The sequence below is a fragment of the Azospirillum sp. NS33 genome (assembly GCF_059703765.1).
This window is the reverse complement of record NZ_BAAKJB010000013.1, coordinates 121,598-146,026: the sequence shown is the minus strand read 5'-3', so window position 1 is coordinate 146,026 and position 24,429 is coordinate 121,598. Positions and strand designations below refer to the sequence as shown.

The window sequence follows — 24,429 nt, the reverse complement described above, 5'->3', positions numbered from 1 at the left end:
GCGGCGGTCAATGGACCGCGGCGCGCGGGCGGCCGACCGTCTCCCCGACCACCTCCTCGAAGCGGGCCATCAGGGCGTTGCGCACGGCCTTGACCGCCGGGTCGCCGCGGTCGCGCTGCTCCGGCAGGTCGACCGCCACGTCGGCCACGATGCGCCCGGGGTTGGCGGTCATGACCAGCGCCCGGTCGGCCATCAGGACCGCCTCGTCGATGTCGTGGGTGACGAAGATCAGCGTGATGCCCAGGCGCTTGGCGATGCCCCGGACCTCCGCCTGGAGGGTGGCGCGGGTGAAGGCGTCGAGGGCCGAGAAGGGCTCGTCCAGCAGCAGCACCTCCGGCTCCATCACCAGCGAGCGGGCGAGCGCCACGCGCTGCTGCTGGCCGCCGGACAGGTCCTGGACGTTGGCGTCGGCGACGCTCTCCAGGCCGACCAGGCGCAGACGGTCGGCGACCCGGTCGCGGGCCGCCGCCGTGCCGAGCCCGGCGAAGCGCAGGCCGACGCCGGCGTTCTCGGCGACGCTCATCCACGGGTAGAGCGAGGGCGCCTGGAACATCATCACCCAGCGCGGCGAGGGCTGGGACACCCGCGCCCCGTCGATGAAGACCGCGCCCCTGGAGGGATGGGCCAGGCCGGCGATGAGGTGCAGCAAGGTCGACTTGCCGCAGCCGGACCGGCCGATGATCGCCACCGCCTCGCAGGGGTGGATCTCCGCACCGATGCCGTCCAGCACGACGGGTCCGCGCGCCTGGTAGCGGTGGGTGACGCCGTCGATCTGGATGTGCGCGCCGGGTCTGATCATCGCGTTGGCCTCTCTTGCCGCGGAAGGGAGGGAACGGCCGGCACCCGCGGCGGGGGCACGGCCGGCCCCGGGGTCAGTAGCGCTTGTAGGGAAGGAATTTGCCGGACATGGTGATCTTCACGCGGTCGCCCTTGGGGTCGGGCTGGCGCTCCATCTCCATCTCGAAGTCGATGGCCGACATGATGCCGTCGCCGAACTCCTCCTGGATCAGCTCCTTCCAGGTGGTGCCGTAGACCGACACCAGCTCGTGGAAGCGGTAGACCAGCGGATCGGACGGCACCGCCGAGGGCTGCGCGCCGCGGTAGGGGATCTCCTGGAGCAGCAGCGTCTCCTCCTCGCCCAGCTCGAACAGCGCGGCGGCGGCGGCGGCCTGTTCCGCGGTCAGCGGCATCTGGCCCAGCAGCGCCGCGGTGACGAGGATCGGCGAGGCGCCGCCGATCCGCTCGCCGATCGCGGCCCAGCTCAGCCGCGCCATGCGTTTCTTTGATAGGATCGTTTCCGTAACGTCTTGCCGCTTCATCGCGAGGGTTCCTATGGTGAGGGGGAAGGGGTGCGGACGGGCCCGTCAGGGCGCGCCGAAGGATTTGGCGAGGATCAGGCCGGCCACGGCGAAGACCAGCGCGGCGAAGACGCGGTTCAGGGCGCCCTTGCGCCGGGCGAGCGCCTGCGCCGCCCGCGCCCCGGCCAGGCTGCCGGCGACGCCGCCGGCGATGAACAGGATGGCCAGCGCCCAGTCGATCAGGTCGGACAGGGCGTAGTGGACGGCGGTGGTCAGCCCGAAGGCGGTCACCGCCACCAGGGACGAGCCGACGGCGTTCAGGATCGGCATGCCGGTGGAGGCGATCAGCCCGGGCACGATGAGCACCCCGCCGCCGATGCCGAACACCCCCGACAGCACGCCGGTCGCACCGCCGAACCCGACCACCCGCGGCAGCCGCCGCCCGGTGCAGTCGGCGGTCATTCCGCCGCCCTCGGCGCGGGGGCGCAGCATCAGGACGCCGACCAGGATCATAAACAAGGCGAAAAGAACCAGCAGACGCGCGCCGTCGATGGCCATGCCAAGCCGCGCGCCCGCCGCCGCCCCGAGCACCCCGGCCGCGGCGAAGCAGAGCGCGCAGCGCCAGCGCACGGTGCCGCGGCGCACGTGGCCGAGCAGCCCGACCGCCGCGTTGGCCGCCACCGCCAGGGCGCTGGTCCCCACCGCCACATGGGGGTTGGGCACGCCGACCAGGTAGACCATCAGCGGCAGCCCGAGCACGGAGCCGCCGCCGCCGGCCAGGGCGAGGGTGAAGCCGACCAGGCTTCCCGCGGCGACGCCGGCCAGCGACTGCATGGGGTCGAGCATGGAATGGCGGTCCTTGTGATGGGGTTGGCCGGGGGTGGTCCGGGGTGATCGGGGGACGGCGCCGTGTCAGCGCGGCGGCGCCAGCGGGATCTTGAGGTAGCGGGTGCCGTTGGCTTCCGCCGGCGGCAGGTGGCCGGCGCGCATGTTCACCTGCACCGCCGGCATCAGCAGGCGCGGCGGCGCCAGGCTGCGGTCGCGCTCGGTGCGCAGGCGCACGAAGGTGTCCTCGGCGATGCCGTCGCGCACGTGGACGTTATCGCTGCGTTGCGTCGCAACCGTCGTTTCGAACCCGTGATGGTCGCGCCCCGGCGCCTTGTAGTCGTGGCACAGGAACATGCGGGTGCGCGGCGGCAGGGCCAGCAGGCGGCGGATGGAGGCGTAGAGGCGGCGGGCGTCGCCCCCGGGAAAGTCGGCGCGCGCGGTGCCGGCGTCGGGCATGAACAGGGTGTCGCCGACGAACACCGCGTCGCCGATGACGTAGGCGACGTCGGCCGGGGTGTGGCCCGGGACGTGGAGGGCGAGCGCGTCGATGGTCCCGACGCTGAAGCGGTCGCCGTCGCCGAACAGGGTGTCGAACTGCGAGCCGTCGTGGGCGAACTCGCTGCCGGCGTTGAAGACCGTCGCGAAGTGGGACTGCACCTCGACGACCCGCCGCCCGGCGGCGAGGGTGCCACCGAGCCGGTCCTGCAGCCAGGGGGCGGCGGACAGGTGGTCGGCGTGGATGTGGGTCTCCAGCAGCCAGGCGACCTTGAGCCCCTCGGCCCGGACCCGGCCGGCGACCCGCTCGGCCGAGGCGTGGGCGACCGCGCCCGACACCGGATCGAAGTCCAGCACGCTGTCGATGACGGCGGCCCCCCGCGTCATCGGGTCGTGCACCACGTAGGTCATGGTGCACGAGGCGGCGTCGAAGAAGCAGCGCACCACCGGACGGGCCCCCCGCCCCTGGAGGGTCCGCTCGATGATGGCCGACGCCTCGGCCAGGGGATCGTCGCGCAGGAGGGGGTCGGTCATCGACGGGCGTCCTCGCGGGGTGGGAGTCGGGCCGGCGTTCAGGCGACGATCCGGGCGTGCAGGCGGTCGTCGCGCCATTGCTCCATGACCAGGCCGTCCGGGTCGTCGCGCAGCGTGCGCCAGTCGCCGCCGGGATCGGGAAGGCCGTGCAGGACCAACGGGGCCGACCGGGTCTTCAGCCGGATCACCGGCGGCTGGTGGGCGTAGCCGGGGTGCGGCCGGCCGAGGACGGCATGGGCGATGGCGTCGGCCTGCCGGGCGATCGGCTCGACGAAGCGGCAGGGCGCGCCGTCGATGCTGATGCAGTCGCCCAGGGCGTAGACGTCCGCGGCGCTGGTCCGCAAGGACGTGGGGTCGACGGCGATGCCGTTGCGGACGGCGAGGCCGGCGGCCCGCGCCATCCGCGACTCCGCCGCCAGCCCGGTGGCGGCGACCACCACATCGGCCCCGAGCACCCGCCCGCAGCGGGTGGTGAGGCGGCGGCGTGCGCCGTCACCCTCCACCGCCGCGACCTCGACCGGGCCGAGGAAGACGACCCCCAGGGATTCCAGGCCGCGCCGCAGCCGCTCCGAGGCCGGCGGCGGCAGCAGGCGCGCCAGCGGCCGCGAGTCGACGTCGAGCAGGGTGACGCGGTGCCCGGCCCGGGCGGCGTCCTCGGCCAGCTCGCAGCCGATCATGCCCGCGCCGACGATGGCCACCTCCTTCGGACCGTCGCCCAATGCCCGGCGCAGCCCGGCCCAGGCGTCGAGGTCGTTGACCCGCCAGCACAGGTCGGCGGGCAGGGCGCGGGGCAGGGCGGGGCGGGCGCCCGAGGCCAGCACCAGATGGGCGTAGCGCAGCGTGCCGCGGGTGGTGCGCAGGCGCCGCACCGACGGCGACAGCCCGACCGCGACGGTGTCGGCCAGCAGCCGGACGCCCAGCCGGGCCGCCTGCTCCGCCCCGCTGCGCCGGGCCAGCCGGTCGCGCGCCAGGCCGCGGGCCAGCGCCACCGACAGCTCCGGCTTGTGGTAGACGTCACCGGTGCAGTTGGTGACCACGGTCACCGGGATGGTGGCGTCGAGGGCGCGCACGGCCTCCGCGACGCTCCAGCCGGCCAGGCCGGCGCCGACGATGACCACGCCCGGCGCCCGGTGCGCCGGCCCCGCCTCGGCGGCGGCGGCAGCGGCGGCGGCAGCGGCGGCGGGCATCGGCTGCGGCCGCTCGTAGGGCTCGAACTCGGCCTTGGTGACGCCGCAGACCGGGCATTCCCAGTCCTCGGGGATGTCGGCGAAGCGGGTGCCGGGGGCGAGGCCGCTGTCGGGGTCGCCCAGCTCCTCGTCGTAGATCAGGCCGCAGGCGCGGCAGATGTACTGGCGCCAGGCGTCGAGGGCGTCGGTCATGCCGGCAGCTCCGTCTTCAGGAGCCGGGCCATCTCCCAGCGCAGATGCTTGATGGCCGGGGTGACGATGGCCACGAAATGGGCCTCGCGCACCCGGCGCTGCGGCGCGGACGCCATCAGGTAGCCGCGCGCCCCCTGGTGCAGCAGCGCCGACTGGGCGGCGCGCAGCGCCAGCTCCGCCCCCTGGACCCGGGCGTCGAGCACGTCGAGCAGGTAGTCGCGGCCCTCCTCGTCGGGGGTTTCGGCCAGCGCCATGATGCGGGTGCGCAGGTCCAGCGCCTCGCGCTCCAGCTCGTCGGGGCGGTCGTCGAGGTGCCGGTTGACGTGGCCGTGGGAGGCCTCGACCTCGCGCATGGAGTCGATGCTGCCGCCCACCACGCCCAGCGCGATGCCGGTCTGCAGCAGGATGAAGGGGGCGCGGATGCGCCCCACGAAGGGGCGGGCGGGGTCGGCGACCAGCCGGTCGGCGCCGACGAAGCGGTCCTTCAGGCGGATCGCCCAGGTGCTGGTGCCCTCCATGCCCGAGAACTGCGGGCAGGGCCGCAGCTCCGTCGCGTCGTCGCAGTCGAGCAGGAAGAGGATCTCGTGGCACCCGCCGTCGTCGTGCTCGACCCGCGCCATCGCCCCGCAATACTGGCCGGGGCCGATGTGGCTGACCCAGGGCAGGGCGCCCGACACCCGGTAGCCGCCGGGAACCGGGGTGGCGCGCAGCAGCATCGGCTCGATGCCCGACAGCGCCTTCATCGGGTTGGACAGCGCGGTGCCGCCGAAGCGGCGGCCGGCGGCGTGGTCCTCCAGCAGGGCGCCCGCCAGCGCCGGGTTGCCCGAGCGTTCCAGGTAGAGGCCGCACACCTGGTGGGCCCACATCAGGAAGCCGGTGGCGCCGCACACCCGGCTGACCGTCTCCATGGCGGCGATGGCCAGGCCGACGCGCCGGCCGTGGCGGTCGAGGTGGACGCCCAGCGCGCCGGCCCGCCCGAGCGCGGCCATGACCTCGAGCGGGTAGTGGCCGTCGTGGTCGATCCGGTTGACCAGACCGGCCAGCGGGCCCTGCGCGACCGCCGCGACCCGGTCCAGGACGACCCGGTCGCTCCAGGCGTCCTGACGGACGGGATCGATACAAGCAGCATCTGTCATTGCAACCTCGCTCGGTGCGGGACGGCGGGAGGGGGCCGGTCAGTCGGCGAGGCCGATGGAGAAGGGGATGGGGTTGCGCATGGTGTTGGCGACCGGCGAGTAGTGGTTGGCGTGGCGGACGATCTCCGCCAGCGCCTCGCGGCTGGCGTCGCCCTCGACGACGACCTTCACCCGGATCTCCTGGAACCCCATGTCGGCCGGCGCCTTGTCGGCCCCGCCGGCACCCCAGGCGGCGGGGTTGCCGATGTCGCCCTCCAGGAACAGCTCCAGCTTGGACAGCCGGACGTTCTTCCAGGTGGCCACCGCGGTGATGCCGACGGCGAGGCAGCCGCCCAGCGCCGACAGGGCGATCTCGCCCGGCGCCGGCGCGGTGTTCTGGCCGAACAGGTGGGGCGGCTCGTCGACCACCACCGGCTCATGGGAGCCGACATAGCTCAGCGTCCGGTACTGGCCCTCGCACACGGTGTGCACGAGGTTGGTGCCCCGCGACCCGGGGTTGGCGCGGCCCTTGTCCGCGAACGCCATCAGCCCGTCGCGATCGATCGGCCGCAGGTAGCTGGTAACCGTTTCGGGTGCGGTGCTCATTGGCTCTGCCCTTGTTCCCTTGGTGGACGGCCCGCCGGTGATCCCGCGGGCCACACCCCACCAAAGCAAGCGCCGCGCCAACCCGCAGGATTTTCGGCAAGCCCTTGAAAACGGGCGACGATCCGTCGCACCCGGGGCGCGGACGGGAGCGATCGCCGGGGCGAGAGTGTCGACATTGTTCATAATGTCGATGATTGTCGACATTGTCGGGCCACCGCAGCCCCGACCCTCGGCAATATTGCGACTTGTTCTCATTCTCGCTAGGCTGTCCGGACGTCCGCCCTCCCACCCGTCCGCCCTCCCACCCCGACGGTCCCGTTCCGCCATGTCCGACGCCGCGGCGCCCGCCCAGGGCGCGTTCCACGCCCTCTACAGCGACCACCACGGCTGGCTGGTCGGCTGGCTGCACCGCCGCCTGGGTTGCGCCCACAGCGCCGCCGACCTGGCCCAGGACACCTTCGTGCGCCTGATCGCCGGTGCGGCGGCAGGATCGCCGGCAGGATCGGCGGCGGCGGCGATCCGCCAGCCCCGCGGCTTCCTGGCCACCGTGGCGCGCCGGGTGATGACCGACCACCTGCGCCGGGTCAGCCTGGAGCGCGCCTATCTGGAGGCGCTGGCCCGCGAGCCGGAGCCGGTGGCCCTGTCGCCCGAGGCCCGGGCGGTGGTGCTGGAGACCCTGGCCGAGATCGACGCCATGCTGGACGGGCTGGGGCCGCGGGTGCGCCAGGCCTTCCTGATGGCCCAGCTCGACGGGCTGGCCTATGCCGAGATCGCCGCGCGGCTTGGCGTCTCGGTCAGCTCGGTCAAGAAGTACATGGCCCGGGCCATGGAGCACTGCCTGCTCTTCCGCCTCGACGCCGGGCTGTGAGCGACCGCGGCCCCCGGTCCGGCAGCGCCCCCGACCGCGCCGCGCTCAAGGCGGCGGCGGGCTGGTACGCCCACCTGCGCTCCGGCACGGCCACCGACACCGACCACGCGGCGTGGCGGCGCTGGCACGCCGCCGACGCCCGCCACCAGGACGCCTGGGAGCGGGTGGAGGCGCTGACGCGGAGCTTCGACGGCCTGCCCGCCCGGCTGTCCCGCGCCACCCTGGCGCTGGCCGCCGGCGACGGCGCCGCCGGCGCGGTGCCGGCCGGGCGGCGCGCCGTTCTCAAGGCGGTCGCCGGGGCGCTCGCCATCGGCGGCACCGCCTGGGCCGCCAACGACGCCCTGCCGTGGCCGGCCTGGCTGGCGACCCACCGCACCGGAACCGGCGGGCGCACGGCCGTCCGCCTCGCCGACGGCACGGCTTTGGTGCTGAACACCGCCAGCGCCGTCGACGTGGTCTTCACCGCGGTGGAGCGGCGGGTGACCCTGCACGCCGGCGAGATCCTGATCGAGACGGCGCCCGACCCGGTGCGGCCGCCCCGCCCCTTCGTGGTGGCGACCGCGCACGGCCGCATCCGGGCGCTGGGCACGCGGTTCACCGTGCGCCTCGACGACGGCGCCACCCGGGTCGCGGTGATGGAGGACGCGGTGGAGGTGTCCGCCGCCGGCGCCACCCGCATCGTCCGGGAAGGGCAGGGCGCCCGCTTCACCCCGGCGGCGGTGGACCCGCCCGCCGCCCTGGACCCGGCGCAGACCTCGTGGACCGGCGGCGTGCTGGTGGCGGTGGACTGGCGCCTCGGCGACCTGGTGGCGGAGCTGGCGCGCTACCGCCCCGGCCACCTCGGCTGCGACACCTCGGTGGCCGGCCTGCGGGTGTCCGGCGCCTTCCCGCTGGCCGACACCGACCGCGCCCTGGCCGCCCTGGCGGGTTCCCTGCCGGTGCGGGTGGTGCGGCGCACCGGCTACTGGGTCACCGTGGCCCCGCGGTGAGGGGTGGGGCCGCGCTCTGCGACGGGCCGGGACGCCGTCCTCCCGCCGCAGCGGGTTTCAGGCGGCGCTCCACGGATCGAGCAGCCGGACGCCCATCGGCTCGAAGTCACGGGTGTTGCGCGTGACCACGACCAGCCGGTGAACCAGCGCCGTGGCCGCGATCAGGCTGTCGCGCTGCGGGCGCGGGTCCGGCACGTGCAAGGCGGCGCAGCGCTGCGCCACCGGGCCGTCGACCGGCAGGATGCGATCCCGGAAGGCCGGGACCAGGCGTCCATCGACCCAAGCGCGCAACACCGCCTCCTTGGCCGCGTCCTTGCGTCCCGCCTGCCGGACGCCCAGCTCGATCTCGAACAGTGTGATGGCCGAGATGAACAGCTCGGCCGGCGCGGCGGCGGCGGCCCACGCCACCAAACCGGGATTGGCCCTGTCAGGCCGACGCAGCTCCGAAACGGCGTTGGTGTCCAGCAGGAACATCAGCCGAGGTCTGCTGGCCGCGCGAGGCCATCGCCAAGCCGTGGCATGTCGACGTCGAAGTCCCCCTCCGGACCGTCTTGGCGCAGCAGGTCGAGCAACGAGCCGTCGATCTGGCCGGACAGACGTCGGAAGTCATCGTACGTCAGCAGGACGAACGCGGGCTCCCCGCGGTCGGTGACGATCAGCGGCCCGGTCGCGGCCGCCCGCTTCGCCTCGCTGGGATTCTGATTGAACTCCCGGCTGGACATCATCCGGCCCATGGCTGGGGCTCCGATCCGTTTCGGTCGGATCAGCTTAATGTGGTCCTCCAAGGGAAACAACCGCAGGGTAGGCATGATCCTACAGTCCCAGGATGCGCGGCGGCGTGAGGGTGAAGTTTTTTCGCCCCGCCCTTGTCCCTTTCGCCGTCTCGTCCGACCCGGGGGTATGGGCGTCGCATCGCGGGCGGCGCCGTCCCCCTCCCGATGGCCGCGCACGAGGATCACCATGGCGCACGACAGTGGCCGCCCCCTGGGCCCACACCCCTCCGCCCCCCACACCGGCCGCACCGGGCGCCGCCGCCTCGCCGCCGCGGCCTGCCTCGGGCTGGCGCTGCCGGCCGGCCACGCCGCCCTGGCGGCCGCCCCGGCCCTCGCGCAGCAGACGTCCAAGGCGCAGCAGGCGGCCCAGCAGGGAACGGTCCAGGCCCCGGCGGCCGCCGCGCGCTACGCCATCGACGGTGGGCCGCTGGGCGCCGTGCTCAGCCGCTTCGCCGCGGCGGCCGGGGTCACCCTGTCGTTCGACGCCGCGTTGACCCAGGGCAAGACCAGCCCCGGCCTGCACGACCGCGTCACGGTGGCCGAGGGCTTCGCCCGGCTGCTGGACGGCAGCGGGCTGACCTGGCGCTTCGTCGCCCCCGGCACCGTGCGCCTGGACGGGCCGCCGGCGGGCGGCGCCCTGACGCTGGGCACCCTGACCGTGGAGGGGGCCGCCGGCGCCGAGACGGCGCGCGGGCCGGTCGACGGCTACGTGGCGCGGCGCAGCGCCACCGGCACCAAGACCGACACGCCGCTGCTGGAGACGCCCCAGGCCATCAACGTGGTGACCCGCGACCAGATGGACGACCAGGGCGTCCAGAGCGTCACCGAGAGCCTGCGCTACACCCCGGGCGTGGTGGCCCAGTACGGCGACAACGACGTGCGCCACGACTGGCTGACCGTGCGCGGCTTCACCCCCGGCCGCTACCTCGACGGGCTGCGCCTGCCCTTCGGGGCGCGCGGCTACGCCCAGCCCCGGGTCGAGACCTACGGGCTGGAGCGGGTCGAGGTGCTGAAGGGGCCGTCGTCCATCCTCTACGGCCAGGGCACGCCGGGCGGCACCGTCAACATGGTGCGCAAGCGCCCGACCGACGCGGCGGTGCGCGAGGTGGCGGTGCAGACCGGCACGCCGGAGCGCTGGCAGGGGGCGGTCGACCTGGGCGGGCGGATCGACGGCGAGGGCCGGCTGCTCGGCCGCATCGTCGGGCTGGGCCGCGTCGGCGACACCCACTTCGACCACGTCGAGGAGGAGAAGATCTACGTCGCCCCGTCGCTGACCTGGCGGCCCGGCGACGCCACCGAGGTGACGCTGCTGGGCGAGTACCAGCGCATCGAGTCCGACGGCGGCGGCGGCGCCCCCGCCCTGCCGGCCAACGGCACCCTGTTCACCGACGCCTACGCCGCCCTGCCGCGCGACACCTTCGTGGGCGAACCGGGCTTCGACCGATTCACCAACGAACAGTGGTTCGTCGGCTACGAGGCGAGCCACGACATCGACGACACCTGGAGCCTGCGCCAGACCCTGCGCCACGGCGCGGTGGACGTCGACACCCAGCGCGTCCAGGCCTTCTGCCTCAGCGCCGCCGCCTGCGACCCCGCCGCCCTGTTGCGCTACGCCTGGGCCTTCCCGGAGACGGCGCGCCTCACCACCGTCGACACCCAGGCGGTGGCCCGCTTCGCCACCGGGGCGGTCGCCCACACCGCCCTGGTCGGCGTCGACTATTCCTACGAGACCAGCCGCTTCGAGGAATCCGCGCTGCAGGTGCTGACCACCCCCTTCAACGCCTACACCCCGGCCTACGGGGTGGCCACGCCGACCCGCCCGGCGGCGGCGATGACCATCGAACAGGACCGCTCCCAGCTCGGCGCCTACATCCAGGACCAGATCGAGGTCGCCGGCTTCACCCTGACCCTGGGCGCCCGCCACGACTGGGCCGACACCGACACCGACACGACCCTGGCGGCCAGCGGGACCACCACCCGGGTCGAGCAGGAGGACCGCGCCTTCACCGGCCGGGCCGGGCTGGTCTACGCCTTCGCCAACGGCATCGCCCCTTACGCCAGCTGGGCCACCTCGTTCCAGCCGGCCGGCGGCTCCGACCGCTCCGGCACGCCGTTCGAGCCGACCGAGGGCGAGCAGCTCGAGCTGGGCGTCAAATACCAGCCGCCGGGCTCCCAGAGCATGGTGACGCTGGCCGCCTACCGGCTGGTCCAGCGCAACGTCCTCACCCCCGACCCCGTGGACACCCGCTTCAACGAACAGACCGGCGAGGTGCGGATGCAGGGCGTGGAGCTGGAGGGCAAGGCGCAGCTGACGCCGTCCCTGTCGCTGGTGGCGTCCTACGCCTACACCGACAGCGAGATCACCGAGGCCAACGCCAACGCCGCCGGGGTCAGCCTGGAGGGCAACCGCTACGCCTTCGTGCCGCGCCACCAGGCCTCGGCCTGGGCCGACTACACGGTGCGCGAGGGCGCGCTGGCCGGCCTCGGCGTCGGCGCCGGCGTGCGCTGGATGGGCCAGACCTACGGCGACAACGCCAACACCTACGCCATCGACGGCTACGCCCTGGTCGACGCCGCCATCCGCTACGACCTCGGCGCCGCGGCGCCCCGGCTCGAGGGGCTGGGCATCGCGGTGAACGCCCAGAACCTGTTCGACACGGAGTACGTCGCGACCTGCCTCAGCACCACCGGCTGCTACTACGGCACCGGGCGCACGGTCTACGCCACGCTGACCTACCGCTGGTGATCGCCCGCTGGTGATCGCCCGCTGGTGATCGCGGGGCGCCGCGGCGCCGCGGCCCCAGGGGTGCAGCGGCGCCACAGCGCGCCAGATTCGATCCCGCACTGCGAAAGACTGTTCGCTTCGTGTGCGACGCTATGCGATCCTGTTACGGGGTCGACACACGCCACGGCCGCCGCCCGCGGGACGCGCCCCGCGTCGGCGGCGGTGGTTTGCGAGCCCCGCCCGATGGTTGCCCGTCGGGGTGGGGCGAGCGGGGCAAAGCGGGGCGGGATGCGGGCGAGCACGATGTCATCGTCGACACGAGCGCGGTGGCTGTGATGACGGCGCCGGCGCCGCGTCGTCGTGGCCCGGTGTCCGGGCTGTTCAACCGGCTTCTCTACGACACCGTGCCGGGGGACCCCGGAGCGCCGTCGGCGGCGCAGGGCGCGTCGTTCGCCCGGCCGCGCGAGACGGTGCACGACCTGCTGTCCGGGGTGTCGCGGCGCACGCTGGCCGCGGTCATCCACACCCTGGAGCTGCGCCGGCTGCGATTCGCCGCCGGCAGCCGGACCATCGACGCGGTGCTGGCGGAAATCCGGCCGATGCTGCGCGGTCTCGACCTGCCGCGCCTGCCCACCCTGTCGCGTCTGGTGTGGGCGCCGCTCCAGCCTCTGCTGGTCGACGGCCTCGACCGGGTCGGCGACGCCGCGGCGCGGCCCTGGGTGCTGTCGCGGGCCTGGCTGGGGCCGCTGTGGCGGTTCATGGTGGAGCGCAACGGCCGCCGGCTGGGCGCCCTGGCGAGCCGGCTGGAGGCCATCATGGCCACCGTCGACCCGCGCACGCCGGGCGACGTCGACACCGCGTTGCGCTCCGAATCCGTCGCCAACATCACCCTCGACGCCCAGGGCGAGGCGCTGCGCTGCCTCAACGCGCTGGCCAGCGACTCCGGCGAGGCCCGGCGCTTCGCCGACCGTCTGGCGCGCACCGGCGACCTGCCCCCCGACCTGTGGGATCCCGAGCGGATCGCCGACGCCGCCGGGCGGCTGGCCGCCCTGATGGCGGTGTCGGTGGAGCTGCGCGACCCGTTCCTCAGCCTGGTCATGGGGATCGACGGCCGGCTGGCCAGCCCCGGCTGGCGCGACGACCGGGAGTTCCTCTACGACCTGCACAAGGACGTGGAGCGCACCCTCCAGGGCTTCGCCGCGGCCGGCCCCGCCGGACCGGAACGGGCCGCCGCCTTCCTGGTCATGGTGGCCCGCAGCGTCGAGGCGCCGTGGCCGCTGGTGGCGGCGCTGCGCCTCTCCACCCAGCAGCGCCCGGGCGGCACCGGCCAGATCGACGACGCCGCGGCGCCGCCGGCGGTGCTGGCGCTGATGGAGCATCTGGTGGGCGAGGCCGAGCGGCTCGGCACCGCCGCGGTCGACGCCCTGCAGTTCGAGCCGGCCGAGGCCCCCCCGGCCGACGTGTTCGACGCGCACGCCCGCACCATGGCGGCGGGGAACTGGCTGCACGGCCTGCTGGGCGCGGGGGTGCTGGAGGCCGGCGCGGCGCGCCACAAGCGGGTGCTGAGCGTGCGCGCCACGCTGATGCCGCTGACCGCCAACCGCCTGCTGCCGACCCTGCGCCTGCTGGTGCTCGCCCCCTTCACCGAGCGGCGGGTGTCCATTGCCCTGGCCGGCGCCGGGCCGGAGGAGCGGTTCGCCGCGGCGGAGCGGGCGGCGAGCCTGCTGCACCGGACCCTGGACGGGCCCGACGGCCTGCGCTGCCACAGCCAGACGACCCAGGTCCTGGGCGAGGTCGAGGCGGCGCTGAACCGCGTCTTCGAGAAGCGGCTGCCCGAGCTGCTGCCGGGCGACGACGCCGCCGCCGCCACCATGAACGCGCTGATCCGGGTCACCGACGCGGTGCGGCCGGGCCTGGGCGCCAGCTTCGCCCGCCGGGTGCTCAACCGCATGCGGCCGGCCGGCGCCGGGGCGCCCGGCCCGGCCTGACCGAGCCCGGCCTGACCGAGCCCGGGCGCGGCGGCCACCGGCGCCGCCGGGCGGTCAGCCCCGCCCTTCGGGATCCTCGGCCAGCGCCTTGAGCTGGTCGTACTGCTCCACCACGATGCTCTGGCGGCCCACCGCGATCAGGCCGCGCTTCTGGAACTTGTCCAGGGTCATGGTGACCCATTGGCGGGTGGCGCCGACGATGGCGGCGAGCTGGTCGTGGGTCACCCGGCGCTCGATCACCAGCCGGTTGCCCTCGGGCCGGCCGTAGGTGTCGGCGAAGATCAGCAGGAGCTGGGCCAGGCGTTCGGTGACCGAGCGGGTGCCCAGCATCTGCACCAGGGCGGAGTAGCACTTGCCCTTGGCCACCAGGCCGTCGATCAGGCAGATGGCGAAGCGCGGCATGGTCTCGATCAGGCGGCGGATGGTGCCGCCGTCGAGGTACAGCAGCATGGCGTCCTCCTGGACGTCGGCCGACCACATGTGGGTGCCACCGCCGAAGATCTCCGGCCCGCCGACGAAATGGCCGGACGTCCACAGCGCCAGCGTGATCTCGCGCCCCGACGGGCCGACGTAGAAGGTGCGCACCCCGCCGCTCTCGATCAGCCAGATGCCGTGGTGGGCGTCGCCCTGGAAGAACACGCCCTCGCCGCGCCGCAGCACCCGGGTGGTGCCGGCGGCGCGCACCCGCGCCAGGTCGGCGGCCTCGAGCCGGCCGAGGAAGCCGGCGCCCTCGTCCAGGTGCCCCGGCGCCTCGCTGAGGAAGACCGCCGAGACGCGCGACGGCGGGGCGGGGCGGGGGGAGCGGACCGGAACCGCCATCAGCGCCCGCCCGTCTCGAAGGCCTTCAGGCTCTCGGCGCGGATGCGCTCCAGGCAGCGCTTCTTCAGGCGCACGAAGGCGTCGGTGGTGGCCATCTCGGGCTGGCGGGGACGGGGCAGGTCGACCGCCAGGTCGTCGATGATGGCGCCGGGGCTGGCGCTCATGACCAGCACCCGGTCGGCCAGGAAGATCGCCTCGTCGACGTCGTGGGTGACGAACACCACGGTGGTGCCGAACTCGCTCCAGATCTTCAGCAGGCTCTCCTGCATCATCAGCCGGGTCTGGGCGTCCAGCGCCCCGAACGGCTCGTCCATCAGCAGCACGCTGGGATAGTTGGCCAGCGCCCGGGCGATGCCGACGCGCTGCTGCATGCCGCCCGACAGCTCCGCCGGGTAGCTGTTGGCGAACTTGGTCAGGCCGACCATCTCCAGGAAGGTGTTGGCGGTGGATTCGCACTCCGCCTGGCCGAGGCCAGCGACCTTGGGGCCGAAGGCGATGTTCTGGCGGATCGTCTTCCAGGGGAACAGCGAGTATTGCTGGAACACCATGCCGCGGTCGGGGCCGGGGCCGGTCACCGGCTCGCCGTCCACCCGCACCGCGCCGCCGGACGGCGTGACGTAGCCGGCGATGGAGTTGAGCAGGGTCGACTTGCCGCAGCCCGACGGCCCGAGGATGCAGACGAACTCGCCCGGCCGGATGTCCAGGGTGGTCTCGGTCACCGCGGTGCGGGCCGCCGCCCCCTTGCCGAAGGCGATGGCGACGCGGTCGATGGCGATGTGGCCGCGGTCCCGGCCCTTGGCGCGCAGGGCCGCGGCCGGACGCGGGCGGTCACGCAGGGCGACGACGTTCAGGTTCATGGATCGGCCTCCGGTTCGAGGGACGCAGCGGTGGGGCGGGCGGCGTCAGCGGGTGCGGCGCTGCCACGCCAGGAACGGCCGGGTCGCCAGCCCCACCGCGTAGGTCGACAGGGTGCCCAGCGCGCCGATCACCAGCATGCCGACGACGATGTCGGGATAGTTGATGAGTGAGTAGGCGTTCCAGGTGAAGTAGCCGATGCCGTACTGGCCCGAGATGATCTCGCCGGCCAGCAGCGAGAACCAGCTCACCCCCATGCCGATCGACAGGCCGGCGGCGATCGAGGGCAGGGCGGCCGGCAGGATCACGTTCCAGAAGATCTGCAGGCGCGAGGCGCCCAGCGACTTGGCGGCGCGCACCAGGATCTCCGGCGTCTGCTCGACCCCGTGCAGGGTGTTCAGCACGATGGGGAAGAGGGCGCCGAGGAAGGTGATGAAGATGATCGAGGCCTCCTCGGTCGGCCACATCAGGATGGCCAGCGGGATCCACGCCACCGCCGGGATCGGCCGCAGGATCTCGATGTAGGGGACGACCATGGCGCGCACCAGGCGCGAGCGGCCCATCAGGGTGCCCAGCGCCACGCCCAGCAGCGCCGCCGCCAGGAAGGCGCTGAAGGTGCGCTGCAGCGACACCAGGATATGCACGTAGAACTCCGACCCGGCGAGGTGCCCGGCGAGCGCCGTTGCCACCGCCGCCGGGGTCGGCACGTTGCGGAAGCTGACGAACACCTCCACCCGGTAGAGGGTGGCGAGGTGCCAGACCACGATGCCCAGCAGGACGGAGGCCAGGCTGACGAGGGTGGGGCGCAGGTGGGTGGCGGCCCAGGCGGCGCCGGCCGCCGGGCCAGCCGCCGATGGAACGGCCGCCGATGGAACGGCCGCCGCCTTGGGGGCCGCCGCCGCGGGAGCCGCCGCGGCGGCCGGGCCGGGATCGCCGTCGCGATGCATCATGGAGGAGGTGCTCATGGAAAGGGGGACTCCTGGCAAACCGCTGACTGTGCCGGACGGGCCGGCCGGCGGGGACGCGCACGCCCCCGCCGGCCGGCGGCGTCACGACACCAGGTCGCTCCACCCCGCCAGCGCGCCCTGGTGGGCGGCGGCGTAGGCCTCGGCGTCGCCCTTCTTCATGAAGGGGGTGAGGGCGCCGTCGGGGGTCTTGACGAAGAAGGCGACCGTGCCGAACAGCTTCAGGCCGGTCGCCTTGTCGTAGACGTAGGTGGCCAGCACCGGCTTGCCCGCCTTCTGCGCGCCCTGGTAGGCGGCGGTCATGGCGGCGGGGCTGTCGTAGGTGGTGACGCCCTCGCCGTCGACCCACATCTCCGCCGGGGCCAGGCCGGGCGCGCCGGGGGCGGAGGCGACCACCGAGCCCACGGCGGCGGCGTAGTCCTGGCCGCGGGCGGCGAAGGCGGCGGTGACGAAGCTGGGCTCGACCCAGCGGTCGAAGTCCAGCGCCGTCAGGCCGGTCTCCTTGGCCAGCAGGTCGTGGTCGTACTTCAGCGCGGCGATCCACTGCGGCTTCAGCGACGGCTCGAAGGTCGAGATGCCGCCCTTGGAGAAGTAGAGGTAGAGCACCTCCTTCTCCACGCCCGTCCACTCCGACACCTTGGTGGCGGCGCGCACGGGGTCCTCGACGATCCAGTCCTGGGCCTCCATGGTGGCGTCCATGTAGGCCTGGACGATGGCCGGGTGCTCGTCGGCGAAGGCCTTGGTCACCACGGTGCCGTGGAAGGTCGGGATGTTCGCCTCGCTGCCGTCGAAGATCTTGCGGCCGGTGCCGCGGAACTCCATCACCTCCGACCACGGGCAGAAGTCGGAATGGGCGTCGATCTTGCCCTGGGCGATGTTGACGACGCCGACCGGCGGCGCCTGGTTCTGGATCTTCACCGTGTCGATCAGCCCGGCGTCGCGCAGCGCCTTCAGGGTCATGCCCCAGGCCGCACTGCCGACGGGGGTGGAGATCGACTTGCCGGCGAGCTGGTCCAGGGAATAGACGTCGGAGGCCACCGGCACGACGATGCCGTTGCCGGTGCCCTTGAGGTTGTAGCCGGTGACGGCGATCAGCCGCGTCTCGCCGCTGCCCGAGGCCTGGAACTTGGCGCCGTTGACGATCAGCGGGTAGTCGCCCATCACCCCGAAGGCCAGCTTGCCCGCCAGCATCTGGTTGGTGATCGGCGGGCCCGACGTGTAGTCCTGGTAGACCACGTCGTAGGTGACGCCGGCGTATTTGCCGTCGGTGGGCAGGTGCTTTTCGAGAAGCTTCAGCTTCTCCAGGATGATGCCGCCGGGAACCGTGTTGGTCACCGTGCTCTGGTGGCCGATGCCGATCTCGATGGTCTCCGCCAACGCCGCACCGGCCGGCGCCAGCGCCAGCCCGAGAGCGAGAAGGATCGTACAGTGCTTCATGCTTGTACCCTCCCGTGTTCGCCGCATGTCCGAGGAATGGAAAGGGAGAAGCAAGCGGCGTGCCACTTCGCCGCATGGGACGGAAAGCCGCGGGTTCCGGGCGGTCGGGGGGTGCCGGGCTGGCGTGTTGTGTGGCAGCGCGGGCGGATCCGGGGCGGGCCGTCTGCCTGCGCGCGGTGCACATGCCATGGCCGTGGCCCGGCCCGCCCCCGGCGATCTAATACAAGTGGCCGGGTCCCCGGGCGCCCAGCACGGCGCGCACCAGGCCTGGCACGTCGTCGCCCGGCACCCGGCCGTCGAGGATGAGGGTGGCGAGGCCGTGGACCAGCGCCCAGGCGCCGGTGGTCGCGGCCCGCACCCCGTCGCCGCCCCGCCCGGTCCGCGCCACCGCCGCCTCCAGCGCCCCATAGCTGGCGGCCGCCGCGGCGTCCAGGCCGGGGTGGCGGCCGCGCGGCCAGGGTGCCGCCCCGAACATCAGGCGGAAGCGCCCGGGCCGGGCCACCGCGAAGCCCACATAGGCCACGGCCATGTCCGCCATCTCCCCGTCGCCCTGGGCGACCCCGGCCAGGGCTTCGCCCAGCTCGGCGAAGCCCTGCTCGGCCACCGCCGCCATCAGGTCCTCCTTGGCCGGGTAGTGGCGGTAGCAGGCCGAGGCCGAGACCCCGGCGCGGCGCGCCGCCGCGCGCAGGCTGACCGCCCCGCTGCCCCCCTCGTCGAGCAGGTCCTCCGCCGCCCGCCGCAGGGCGGCCGCGAGGTCGCCGTGGTGGTAGGCGCCGCGCGTCGATGTTGACACCGTTCACATCCCCGCTATGTTGACGGTGTCAACATGCCACGCCGGGGATGGTGCCGCCATGACGGATCTGCTGCTCGCCGCGCTCCACCACGCGCTGGCCTTCGCCCTGGCCATGGCGCTGGCGGCGGAGCTGGCCCTGCTGGCCGCACCGCTGGGTGCCGATGGATTGCGCCGGCTGGGCCGGCTCGACGCCGCCTATGGCGCGGCGGCGGGGCTGCTGGTGGCGGTGGGGATCGCCCGGCTGTTCCTGGGCCCCAAGGGGCCGGAGGCCTATTGGGACAACCCGGCCTTCTGGGTGAAGATGGCGCTGTTCGCCCTGGTCGGCCTGCTGTCGGTGGCCCCGACGCGGGCCATCCTCGGCTGGCGCCGCGCCGCCCGCGCCGACGCCGCCTTCGCCCCGCCGGAGGGCGCGGTGCGCCGGGTGCGGGGCTTCGTGGCGGCAGAGGGCCTGGGCCTGCTGGCCATCCCCGTCGCCGCCGCGGCGATGGCCCGGGGGTGGTGGGGGTGGTGAGGGGGTGTGGTGAGGGGGCGTGGAGTTTGAGTGCGCCGGTGGTTACGCTGCCGAAGCTTGGAACTCGCAAGGAGATCCACCGATGACCGTCCTGCCGATCATCCCGATCGCCGAGACGCCGGACAGCGTCACGCTGCGCCGGGAGGACTTCGAGGCCCTGGTCGAGCTGGTGGCCGACGCGCAGAACCTGGCCGACGCCGACACCGTGACGGCCCGCCTGACGGCCGGCGAGACGGAGGTGTTTCCCTTCGAGCTGGCGGAACGGATTCTCGACGGTGATCACCCGGTCGCCGTGTTCCGGGAGCACCGCGGCCTGACGGCGCAGGGCCTCGCGGAGGCCTCCGGAATCACGCCGTCCCACCTGTCCGACATCGAGAGCGCCAAGACGCCGGGCAGCCTCGACGCCATGGCGCGCGTCGCCGCGGCGCTGAGGGTGCCGCTGGATCTGCTGGTGCGCCAGCAACCACGGCATTGAACCGCCGTTCGCCCCGCCAGTCGTCCGCCTCGAGTGGAACCAAGTCGCCGCGCAGGAGTTGCCCATTCTGCCTATTTTGCCTATACTGCCCCGGGAGGACGAACCATGAGCGCATCCAGGCCGTCACATCCTACGCGGGCCGCCCTGGCCAAGGCGATCGAACGCAAGGTCGAGCGCATGCCCTTGGACGAGCTTGTCGCGCTGGCCTCGGCGCTGAACGTGGCTGTGCCGGCCGTCGCTGGGGCAAGCCGCCGGCGAGAGCGGAAATCCCTGATTCCACCGGCCCCCTCCGCGGGCCGCGTGCTGCAGGGTGGCGGTGTCGGCCCGGTCGTCTCGGCGGCGGAAGGCCACAGGCGTCTGGACGCGATCACCGTCGACGAGGACGCGGCCGACTGGGCCGAGAGCGAACTCGTCGGGGCCGGGGATTTGGTCCGGCGGCTCAGCATCGCGCGGGGCACCCTCGACAACTGGCGCAAGGCCGGAAAGATCATCGCCCTGCGAAAGGGGTTGCGGAACTTCGTATACCCCCTTCGGCAGTTTGATCGGCACCGGCCTGTGGACGGACTCGACGCGGTGGCGGAGCACTTCGCCTCGGCTGAAGAGACATGGGAGTGGTTGGTCGCACCCAACCGGATGACGGACGGCAAGGCCCCGATCGATGCCCTGCACGCCGGTGACGTTCGTGGCGTCGTGAACGCGGCGGCGGGCGCCTTTGATTACTCGTGAAGCTCGTTGCGTCCAAGCTTCGTGAACGGGTGATCACCGCACGCCTTTCCAATTGGCCGCGTATCCTGCCCACACGGCACCGGGGGGCGCCAACCGGCGCCGGGTTCGGCTCGAGCCGTTACTCCAGTCCCACCGGGTCCTTCCGTGTGCTTTACGCGGCGGACGCCTTCTCCACGGCCTTTGCCGAGGCCGTCGTAAGGGACCGCTTCGAAGGCAAGTCACGGCGCTATCTCTACCGGCCCCACCTGGAACAGCTGTGCGTCACCGCCATCCGTTCCAGCCGTGACCTCACGCTGCTCGATCTGCGGGGAGCGGCGGCCTATGAACTGGGCATCGACACCGACGCAAGCCGGGCTCGCGACCACACCGTCGGCCAGACCTTCTCCCAGGCGGTCCACGATCAGATGGCGGAGGTCGACGCCATCCTGTTCGACTCCCGCCTGACCACCGGCGCCTGCGTCGCCGTCTATGATCGCGCCTTCTCCGCGTTGTCAGGAACCGTCCCGATCGGCCTGCTGCAGGCCGCACTGCTGCCGGCCGAGATCACCAGACTGGGGATCACGGTGCGCCGCCAACGGGGCTATGCGCCGTGATCGGGCGGTCTCATCGCCCTCGCGAGGCCAGCGATGGCCTCGCGGACAGGCATCGTCTCGCCCCCCCCCGCCACTGTGCCGCGCGCAGTTTGAAGCGCTGGGGTTCCGAGCGGGGGTGTCCAGGACGATCATTCAACATCGATGGGCGTGGCGGGCTCCCGCTCGCGGCCACTGTCCAGCGCCTCGACATCGGCGTTGGTCAATCCGGCGTCGCGGACCAACACCGACAGGGCGGAGCCGATCCGCAAACGGTTGGCGGGGAGAACCGCCGACTCGAGAATGGCGCGCATCTCCGCCTCGGCGCTGCGGCCGTGGCGGGCCGCCCGTGCCTTGAGGGCACGGTGCACCTCATCGGGCAGGTTGCGAATGGTGACGGCGGGCATCCGACAGCCTCTCCAGTCGTCCGGGAGCGATGCCATCAGAATAGTGATGTTGATATCAAACGACAACGGTCGACCGAAGACTCCGCGTGACGCTCGTTGCGTCCAAACCTCGTGACCGGGTGATCGTCACGCGGGCGTTCCGCCGGAATCCGGCTCCTTTGGCCGGCGCATGGGGGGGCCGGCGCCTCTCTTCTCGCCGCGGACTGTTTGAATGCCCGTTTTTTCGGACTTCGATTCCCTTATCCTATAACGACGGAGGGTGCGGCGCGGCCATGGTAAGTCCATGAGCGCGCCAACGAGCCGGCTTCGCCGCCGGATGTACTTTCTTGGCCTCGGTGGGGACGAGACCGCGGCCCGCTTCGGGTTTCCCAACAAGACGTTCAGCCGCTACATCTCCGGCACGGCCAAACAGAACCTGCACCCCGACCGCTTCCTGCGCCTCTGCACGGTGTTGGCGGCCACGCGGGATCAGGCCTTTGGCTTGGCGCCGATGGTCAGCGTTGACGCGGATGTGCAGCCCCCTCAGGAAACCTTCATTGCTGAGTATGTGCGCGCGCGACTGAACGTGCTTGATGCTGCTGGCCTGGGTTTGGTAGGCGAACTCCCGGGACAGCCTGGGTCGGCGCGTTGAGGCAGCACGCCACGACTGATATGCTGAGCTTTGAAAACACGACGAGGAACAGGTATATTCCATATTCGGCATTTCAGCGCGAAACCACGGTGCATCCTATGCTACCTGATATAAAAGCTGCTTATCAGAATGGTCGGCTTATGCTTCTGCTTGGCGCTGGCGCTTCCGCAGAATCGAGCAGTTCCGACAATCTAGAAATGCCTATGGGCGAAGATCTTGCCAAGGAACTCGCTGCGCTAATGGGTTGGTCCTATAATGGCGAGGCCCTAAGTACCATCTACTCGGCGGCCAACGCGATCGACTCCGCGCGACTCCAGGCGTTCCTAAGAACGCGACTAACCAATACGAAGCCTTCGTCGGCTCTTAAAACAATTGCGTCCTTCCCCTGGTCACGTATTTTTACGTTAAACATCGATGACTGCACCGAAACAGCGCTACGGCGAGCGGGAACACAGAATGTTCAGATATTTGCAAGAAATTCGCCGCTCGAAGAAATCGATCCGATATTCAAATCTGTTCAACTCATAAAGCTGAATGGATCAGCCGATCGGCCGGAGGACGGCTTCATATTTTCGCCCCAGGAATACGGCGAAGGATCAAACCGTCTTCCCATTTGGTATCGCGAGTTGGGCCAGAACCACAGCAACTACGTTTTCGCCTTCATAGGCAGCAAGCTAAACGAACCACTGTTTCAACATGCCCTGGCAGAGATGCGTTCGATCGTGAGGAGAGCACCGCTTCGAGGATACGTGATAACCCCCTCCGCAAGCGAGATCGACAAACATCATCTCAGCAGCCTCAACCTCGTTCACGTACCTGGTACGCTCAAAGATTTGGCGGCATGGTTCAGTCGCGAAATGCCACAACGTCCAACCGGATGGGACCTTGCTACCGCACGGCGTCCAGAGTTGCGGAACATCCATAAAGCACTCACTGATGTGCAGAAGCGCGCATTAAACAGCGTTACGCTCGTAAGCGCCGACACCCTACCGCGTTCCGATACAGACAACAGTCTTGGCGCAATTCGTGATTTCTACAAGGGATACAAACCAAGTTGGGCGGATATACTTGACGGTGTTCCCGCAGAACTCACTTTTGGCAAGGATTTCTCCAAGCTCGTTGAGGAAGGGCACGAACGCAGAAGGTGCATAGCGTTGGTTGGTCCAGCGGGTTCCGGCAAAAGCACGGCTTTAATGGTGGCCGCGCTTCACGTCAGCAAAGCCTCGAATGCACCTGTCTATTTGCTGAGAGAGGCAGTTAGCGACCTGAAAGAGGTCGTTGTTGCTCTCGAGCAAATCAACACGTCGAGATTCTATTTGTTTATCGATAAAATGGAAGCGATGCACAACGAGGTCGCAGAACTACTTTCAGGCCCACAAACAAATAACATTTGCATTGTGGCCTCCGAGAGGCTCAATATATGGAACAGACGAGTGAGAGCAACTGTTGAGCCGTTTATCTCAAAGACGTTTACCGTTGAAAAAATACGAAAAGATGATGCTGGTCGAATACTAAATAAACTACAGAAGTTTGGGCCATGGACACGCCTGCAGCCGATGACGCCGGAGCAACGCGTCGCAGAAATCTACAACAAAGCCGACCGACAGTTGCTTATAGGATTAATGGAAACCGCGGCCGGCCTCGGCTTTACGCGTATCATCGACAACGACTTCAAGAGCGTAGGTGATGACAGGCACAAGAAATTTCTTGTTATCGTCGGCCTCGCGAGCATTCACAGGTCGACACTGAGTTCCCACATCGTGGGTTCTGCCCTTTTCAACCTTGGCATTGCGGAAGACGTCAACGTGATGTCGCGCGAGACTGAAGGCATCGTCGTGACGAGCGCCAATAAATATTCGGCGCGACATCCAGTCTACGTCCGTGAACTCTTCGAGAAGATTGTTCCTACAGCGATGTTCAGAGACTGCCTCATAGCCGTTTTAGAAGCTTTCTCCGATTATGAAACTCCGGTGATCAAGAATGTCGGAAAAGCGGATGGGGTCGTATTTAAGTCTATCATAAACCATCGCTTCGTTAAGGAAATGATGCGCAATGATGAAGAAAAAGTTCGGTCAGTTTACAGTGCGTTTGAGACTAAATTTCATGTCGACGGCCTGTACTGGCTCCAATACGGCCTCGCACTGCGCGACTTCAACAAACAAGCGGAGGCGCTGGAGAAGCTAAAGACGGCTCGCGAGGCGTACGCCTCGCCCCAAATCGAACATGCTTATGCTCAGCAACTGATGATCATAGCCTCTATGTCGTCGAATTGGGACGGTGCAGAGCCGCTGCTCAAGGAAGCGATAGATGCCCTACACGAGTTGAGCCGTGCCGCGGACGCAACAGACACATATCCCATCGTGACGCTTGCCGAGGGACATATATCCGTCATGTTGAGGTTCTTCGGTGTGGAAGGCGCCAAAACGCTCGCGCAACAATACGCCAATCAGCTTCTCGTAGCCCACAAAAAAAATCCTACTAGTGCCCGTCTTAAAGATGCCGTGAACGCCGTAGTGACCTTCGCAACTACCGGCATTTGGAATGAGTCATATGGACAGGGCTATCTCGACTAGGCTTGATAACTCTTACGCGTCAAATCTTGGTTATTGGAAACGGGCCTGTGCTGTTTTTCACCGACAACGT

Annotated in this window: 25 protein-coding genes; 10 read left to right on the top strand and 15 right to left on the bottom strand. The window is 70.8% G+C overall.

What is annotated here, in order from left to right; all coding sequences use genetic code 11:
* Window positions 1–7 precede the first annotated feature (7 nt).
* From AC6H2I_RS13815 to AC6H2I_RS13785, 7 genes are all read right to left on the bottom strand, one after another.
* Window positions 8–799, bottom strand: a complete 792-nt coding sequence (locus tag AC6H2I_RS13815) for an ABC transporter ATP-binding protein (protein ID WP_497501231.1) — start codon at window positions 797–799, stop codon at window positions 8–10.
* A 73-nt stretch (window positions 800–872) separates the two neighbouring features.
* Entirely contained in the window at window positions 873–1,319 is a 447-nt protein-coding gene (gene cynS, locus AC6H2I_RS13810) for a cyanase (protein WP_497501230.1), read from the bottom strand.
* Window positions 1,320–1,364: 45 nt separating this feature from the next.
* Window positions 1,365–2,144, bottom strand: coding sequence for a sulfite exporter TauE/SafE family protein (locus AC6H2I_RS13805; protein WP_497501229.1), 780 nt, complete (start codon window positions 2,142–2,144; stop codon window positions 1,365–1,367).
* A 66-nt stretch (window positions 2,145–2,210) separates the two neighbouring features.
* Window positions 2,211–3,155 (bottom strand): MBL fold metallo-hydrolase, encoded by a 945-nt coding sequence (locus AC6H2I_RS13800; protein ID WP_497501228.1) that lies wholly within the window; start codon window positions 3,153–3,155, stop codon window positions 2,211–2,213.
* A 38-nt stretch (window positions 3,156–3,193) separates the two neighbouring features.
* Complete coding sequence (locus AC6H2I_RS13795) at window positions 3,194–4,534, bottom strand: FAD-dependent oxidoreductase (protein ID WP_497501227.1); 1,341 nt, start codon at window positions 4,532–4,534, stop codon at window positions 3,194–3,196.
* Window positions 4,531–5,670, bottom strand: coding sequence for an acyl-CoA dehydrogenase family protein (locus AC6H2I_RS13790; protein WP_497501226.1), 1,140 nt, complete (start codon window positions 5,668–5,670; stop codon window positions 4,531–4,533). The genes AC6H2I_RS13795 and AC6H2I_RS13790 overlap by 4 nt, the downstream gene beginning before the upstream one ends.
* A 39-nt stretch (window positions 5,671–5,709) precedes the next feature.
* Window positions 5,710–6,255: an OsmC family protein gene (locus AC6H2I_RS13785; protein WP_497501225.1), complete on the bottom strand. Its 546-nt coding sequence runs from the start codon at window positions 6,253–6,255 to the stop codon at window positions 5,710–5,712.
* A 325-nt stretch (window positions 6,256–6,580) separates the two neighbouring features.
* Between AC6H2I_RS13785 and AC6H2I_RS13780 the strand changes: the two genes are divergently transcribed.
* Window positions 6,581–7,123, top strand: a complete 543-nt coding sequence (locus tag AC6H2I_RS13780; RefSeq protein ID WP_497501224.1) for a sigma-70 family RNA polymerase sigma factor — start codon at window positions 6,581–6,583, stop codon at window positions 7,121–7,123.
* Window positions 7,120–8,112, top strand: coding sequence for a FecR domain-containing protein (locus AC6H2I_RS13775; RefSeq protein WP_497501223.1), 993 nt, complete (start codon window positions 7,120–7,122; stop codon window positions 8,110–8,112). The genes AC6H2I_RS13780 and AC6H2I_RS13775 overlap by 4 nt, the downstream gene beginning before the upstream one ends.
* A 57-nt stretch (window positions 8,113–8,169) precedes the next feature.
* On the opposite strand, the gene AC6H2I_RS13770 is transcribed toward AC6H2I_RS13775, so the two are convergent.
* Both AC6H2I_RS13770 and AC6H2I_RS13765 read right to left on the bottom strand, forming a co-directional pair.
* Entirely contained in the window at window positions 8,170–8,586 is a 417-nt protein-coding gene (locus tag AC6H2I_RS13770) for a type II toxin-antitoxin system VapC family toxin (protein ID WP_497501222.1), read from the bottom strand.
* Entirely contained in the window at window positions 8,586–8,846 is a 261-nt protein-coding gene (locus AC6H2I_RS13765; RefSeq protein WP_497501221.1) for a type II toxin-antitoxin system prevent-host-death family antitoxin, read from the bottom strand. Before AC6H2I_RS13765 ends, AC6H2I_RS13770 begins: the two co-directional genes overlap by 1 nt.
* A gap of 226 nt (window positions 8,847–9,072) precedes the next feature.
* Between AC6H2I_RS13765 and AC6H2I_RS13760 the strand changes: the two genes are divergently transcribed.
* Together AC6H2I_RS13760 and AC6H2I_RS13755 are read left to right on the top strand one after the other, a co-directional pair.
* Window positions 9,073–11,631: a TonB-dependent siderophore receptor gene (locus AC6H2I_RS13760; RefSeq protein WP_497501220.1), complete on the top strand. Its 2,559-nt coding sequence runs from the start codon at window positions 9,073–9,075 to the stop codon at window positions 11,629–11,631.
* A gap of 314 nt (window positions 11,632–11,945) precedes the next feature.
* A complete protein-coding gene (locus AC6H2I_RS13755) occupies window positions 11,946–13,598 on the top strand; it encodes a hypothetical protein (protein WP_497501219.1) in 1,653 nt (550 codons plus the stop codon).
* Window positions 13,599–13,652: 54 nt separating this feature from the next.
* Here the strand turns inward: AC6H2I_RS13755 and AC6H2I_RS13750 are convergent, their stop codons facing one another.
* The 5 genes from AC6H2I_RS13750 to AC6H2I_RS13730 all read right to left on the bottom strand — a co-directional run bounded on the left by AC6H2I_RS13750 (window position 13,653) and on the right by AC6H2I_RS13730 (window position 18,467).
* Window positions 13,653–14,417, bottom strand: coding sequence for a Crp/Fnr family transcriptional regulator (locus AC6H2I_RS13750; RefSeq protein WP_497501218.1), 765 nt, complete (start codon window positions 14,415–14,417; stop codon window positions 13,653–13,655).
* A complete protein-coding gene (locus tag AC6H2I_RS13745; RefSeq protein WP_497501217.1) occupies window positions 14,417–15,274 on the bottom strand; it encodes an ABC transporter ATP-binding protein in 858 nt (285 codons plus the stop codon). The genes AC6H2I_RS13750 and AC6H2I_RS13745 overlap by 1 nt, the downstream gene beginning before the upstream one ends.
* 45 nt (window positions 15,275–15,319) lie before the next feature.
* Entirely contained in the window at window positions 15,320–16,237 is a 918-nt protein-coding gene (locus AC6H2I_RS13740; RefSeq protein WP_497501216.1) for an ABC transporter permease, read from the bottom strand.
* A gap of 84 nt (window positions 16,238–16,321) precedes the next feature.
* Complete coding sequence (locus AC6H2I_RS13735) at window positions 16,322–17,674, bottom strand: ABC transporter substrate-binding protein (protein WP_497501215.1); 1,353 nt, start codon at window positions 17,672–17,674, stop codon at window positions 16,322–16,324.
* Window positions 17,675–17,891: 217 nt separating this feature from the next.
* Window positions 17,892–18,467 (bottom strand): TetR/AcrR family transcriptional regulator, encoded by a 576-nt coding sequence (locus AC6H2I_RS13730; protein WP_497501214.1) that lies wholly within the window; start codon window positions 18,465–18,467, stop codon window positions 17,892–17,894.
* Between the two features lie 58 nt (window positions 18,468–18,525).
* On the opposite strand from AC6H2I_RS13730, the gene AC6H2I_RS13725 reads away from it, so the two are divergent.
* From AC6H2I_RS13725 to AC6H2I_RS13710, 4 genes are all read left to right on the top strand, one after another.
* A complete protein-coding gene (locus AC6H2I_RS13725; RefSeq protein ID WP_497501213.1) occupies window positions 18,526–18,978 on the top strand; it encodes a DUF2214 family protein in 453 nt (150 codons plus the stop codon).
* An 82-nt stretch (window positions 18,979–19,060) separates the two neighbouring features.
* Entirely contained in the window at window positions 19,061–19,453 is a 393-nt protein-coding gene (locus AC6H2I_RS13720) for a helix-turn-helix domain-containing protein (protein ID WP_497501212.1), read from the top strand.
* A gap of 105 nt (window positions 19,454–19,558) precedes the next feature.
* Window positions 19,559–20,179, top strand: coding sequence for an antitoxin Xre/MbcA/ParS-like domain-containing protein (locus tag AC6H2I_RS13715; protein WP_497501211.1), 621 nt, complete (start codon window positions 19,559–19,561; stop codon window positions 20,177–20,179).
* Complete coding sequence (locus tag AC6H2I_RS13710) at window positions 20,176–20,772, top strand: RES family NAD+ phosphorylase (RefSeq protein ID WP_497501210.1); 597 nt, start codon at window positions 20,176–20,178, stop codon at window positions 20,770–20,772. The genes AC6H2I_RS13715 and AC6H2I_RS13710 overlap by 4 nt, the downstream gene beginning before the upstream one ends.
* Window positions 20,773–20,900: 128 nt before the next feature.
* On the opposite strand, the gene AC6H2I_RS13705 is transcribed toward AC6H2I_RS13710, so the two are convergent.
* Entirely contained in the window at window positions 20,901–21,155 is a 255-nt protein-coding gene (locus AC6H2I_RS13705) for a FitA-like ribbon-helix-helix domain-containing protein (RefSeq protein WP_497501209.1), read from the bottom strand.
* A 283-nt stretch (window positions 21,156–21,438) separates the two neighbouring features.
* Between AC6H2I_RS13705 and AC6H2I_RS13700 the strand changes: the two genes are divergently transcribed.
* Window positions 21,439–21,786, top strand: coding sequence for a hypothetical protein (locus AC6H2I_RS13700; RefSeq protein WP_497501208.1), 348 nt, complete (start codon window positions 21,439–21,441; stop codon window positions 21,784–21,786).
* A gap of 20 nt (window positions 21,787–21,806) precedes the next feature.
* On the top strand, window positions 21,807–24,359 hold the full coding sequence (locus AC6H2I_RS13695) for a P-loop NTPase (protein ID WP_497501207.1): 2,553 nt from the start codon (window positions 21,807–21,809) through the stop codon (window positions 24,357–24,359).
* Window positions 24,360–24,429: the final 70 nt, after the last annotated feature.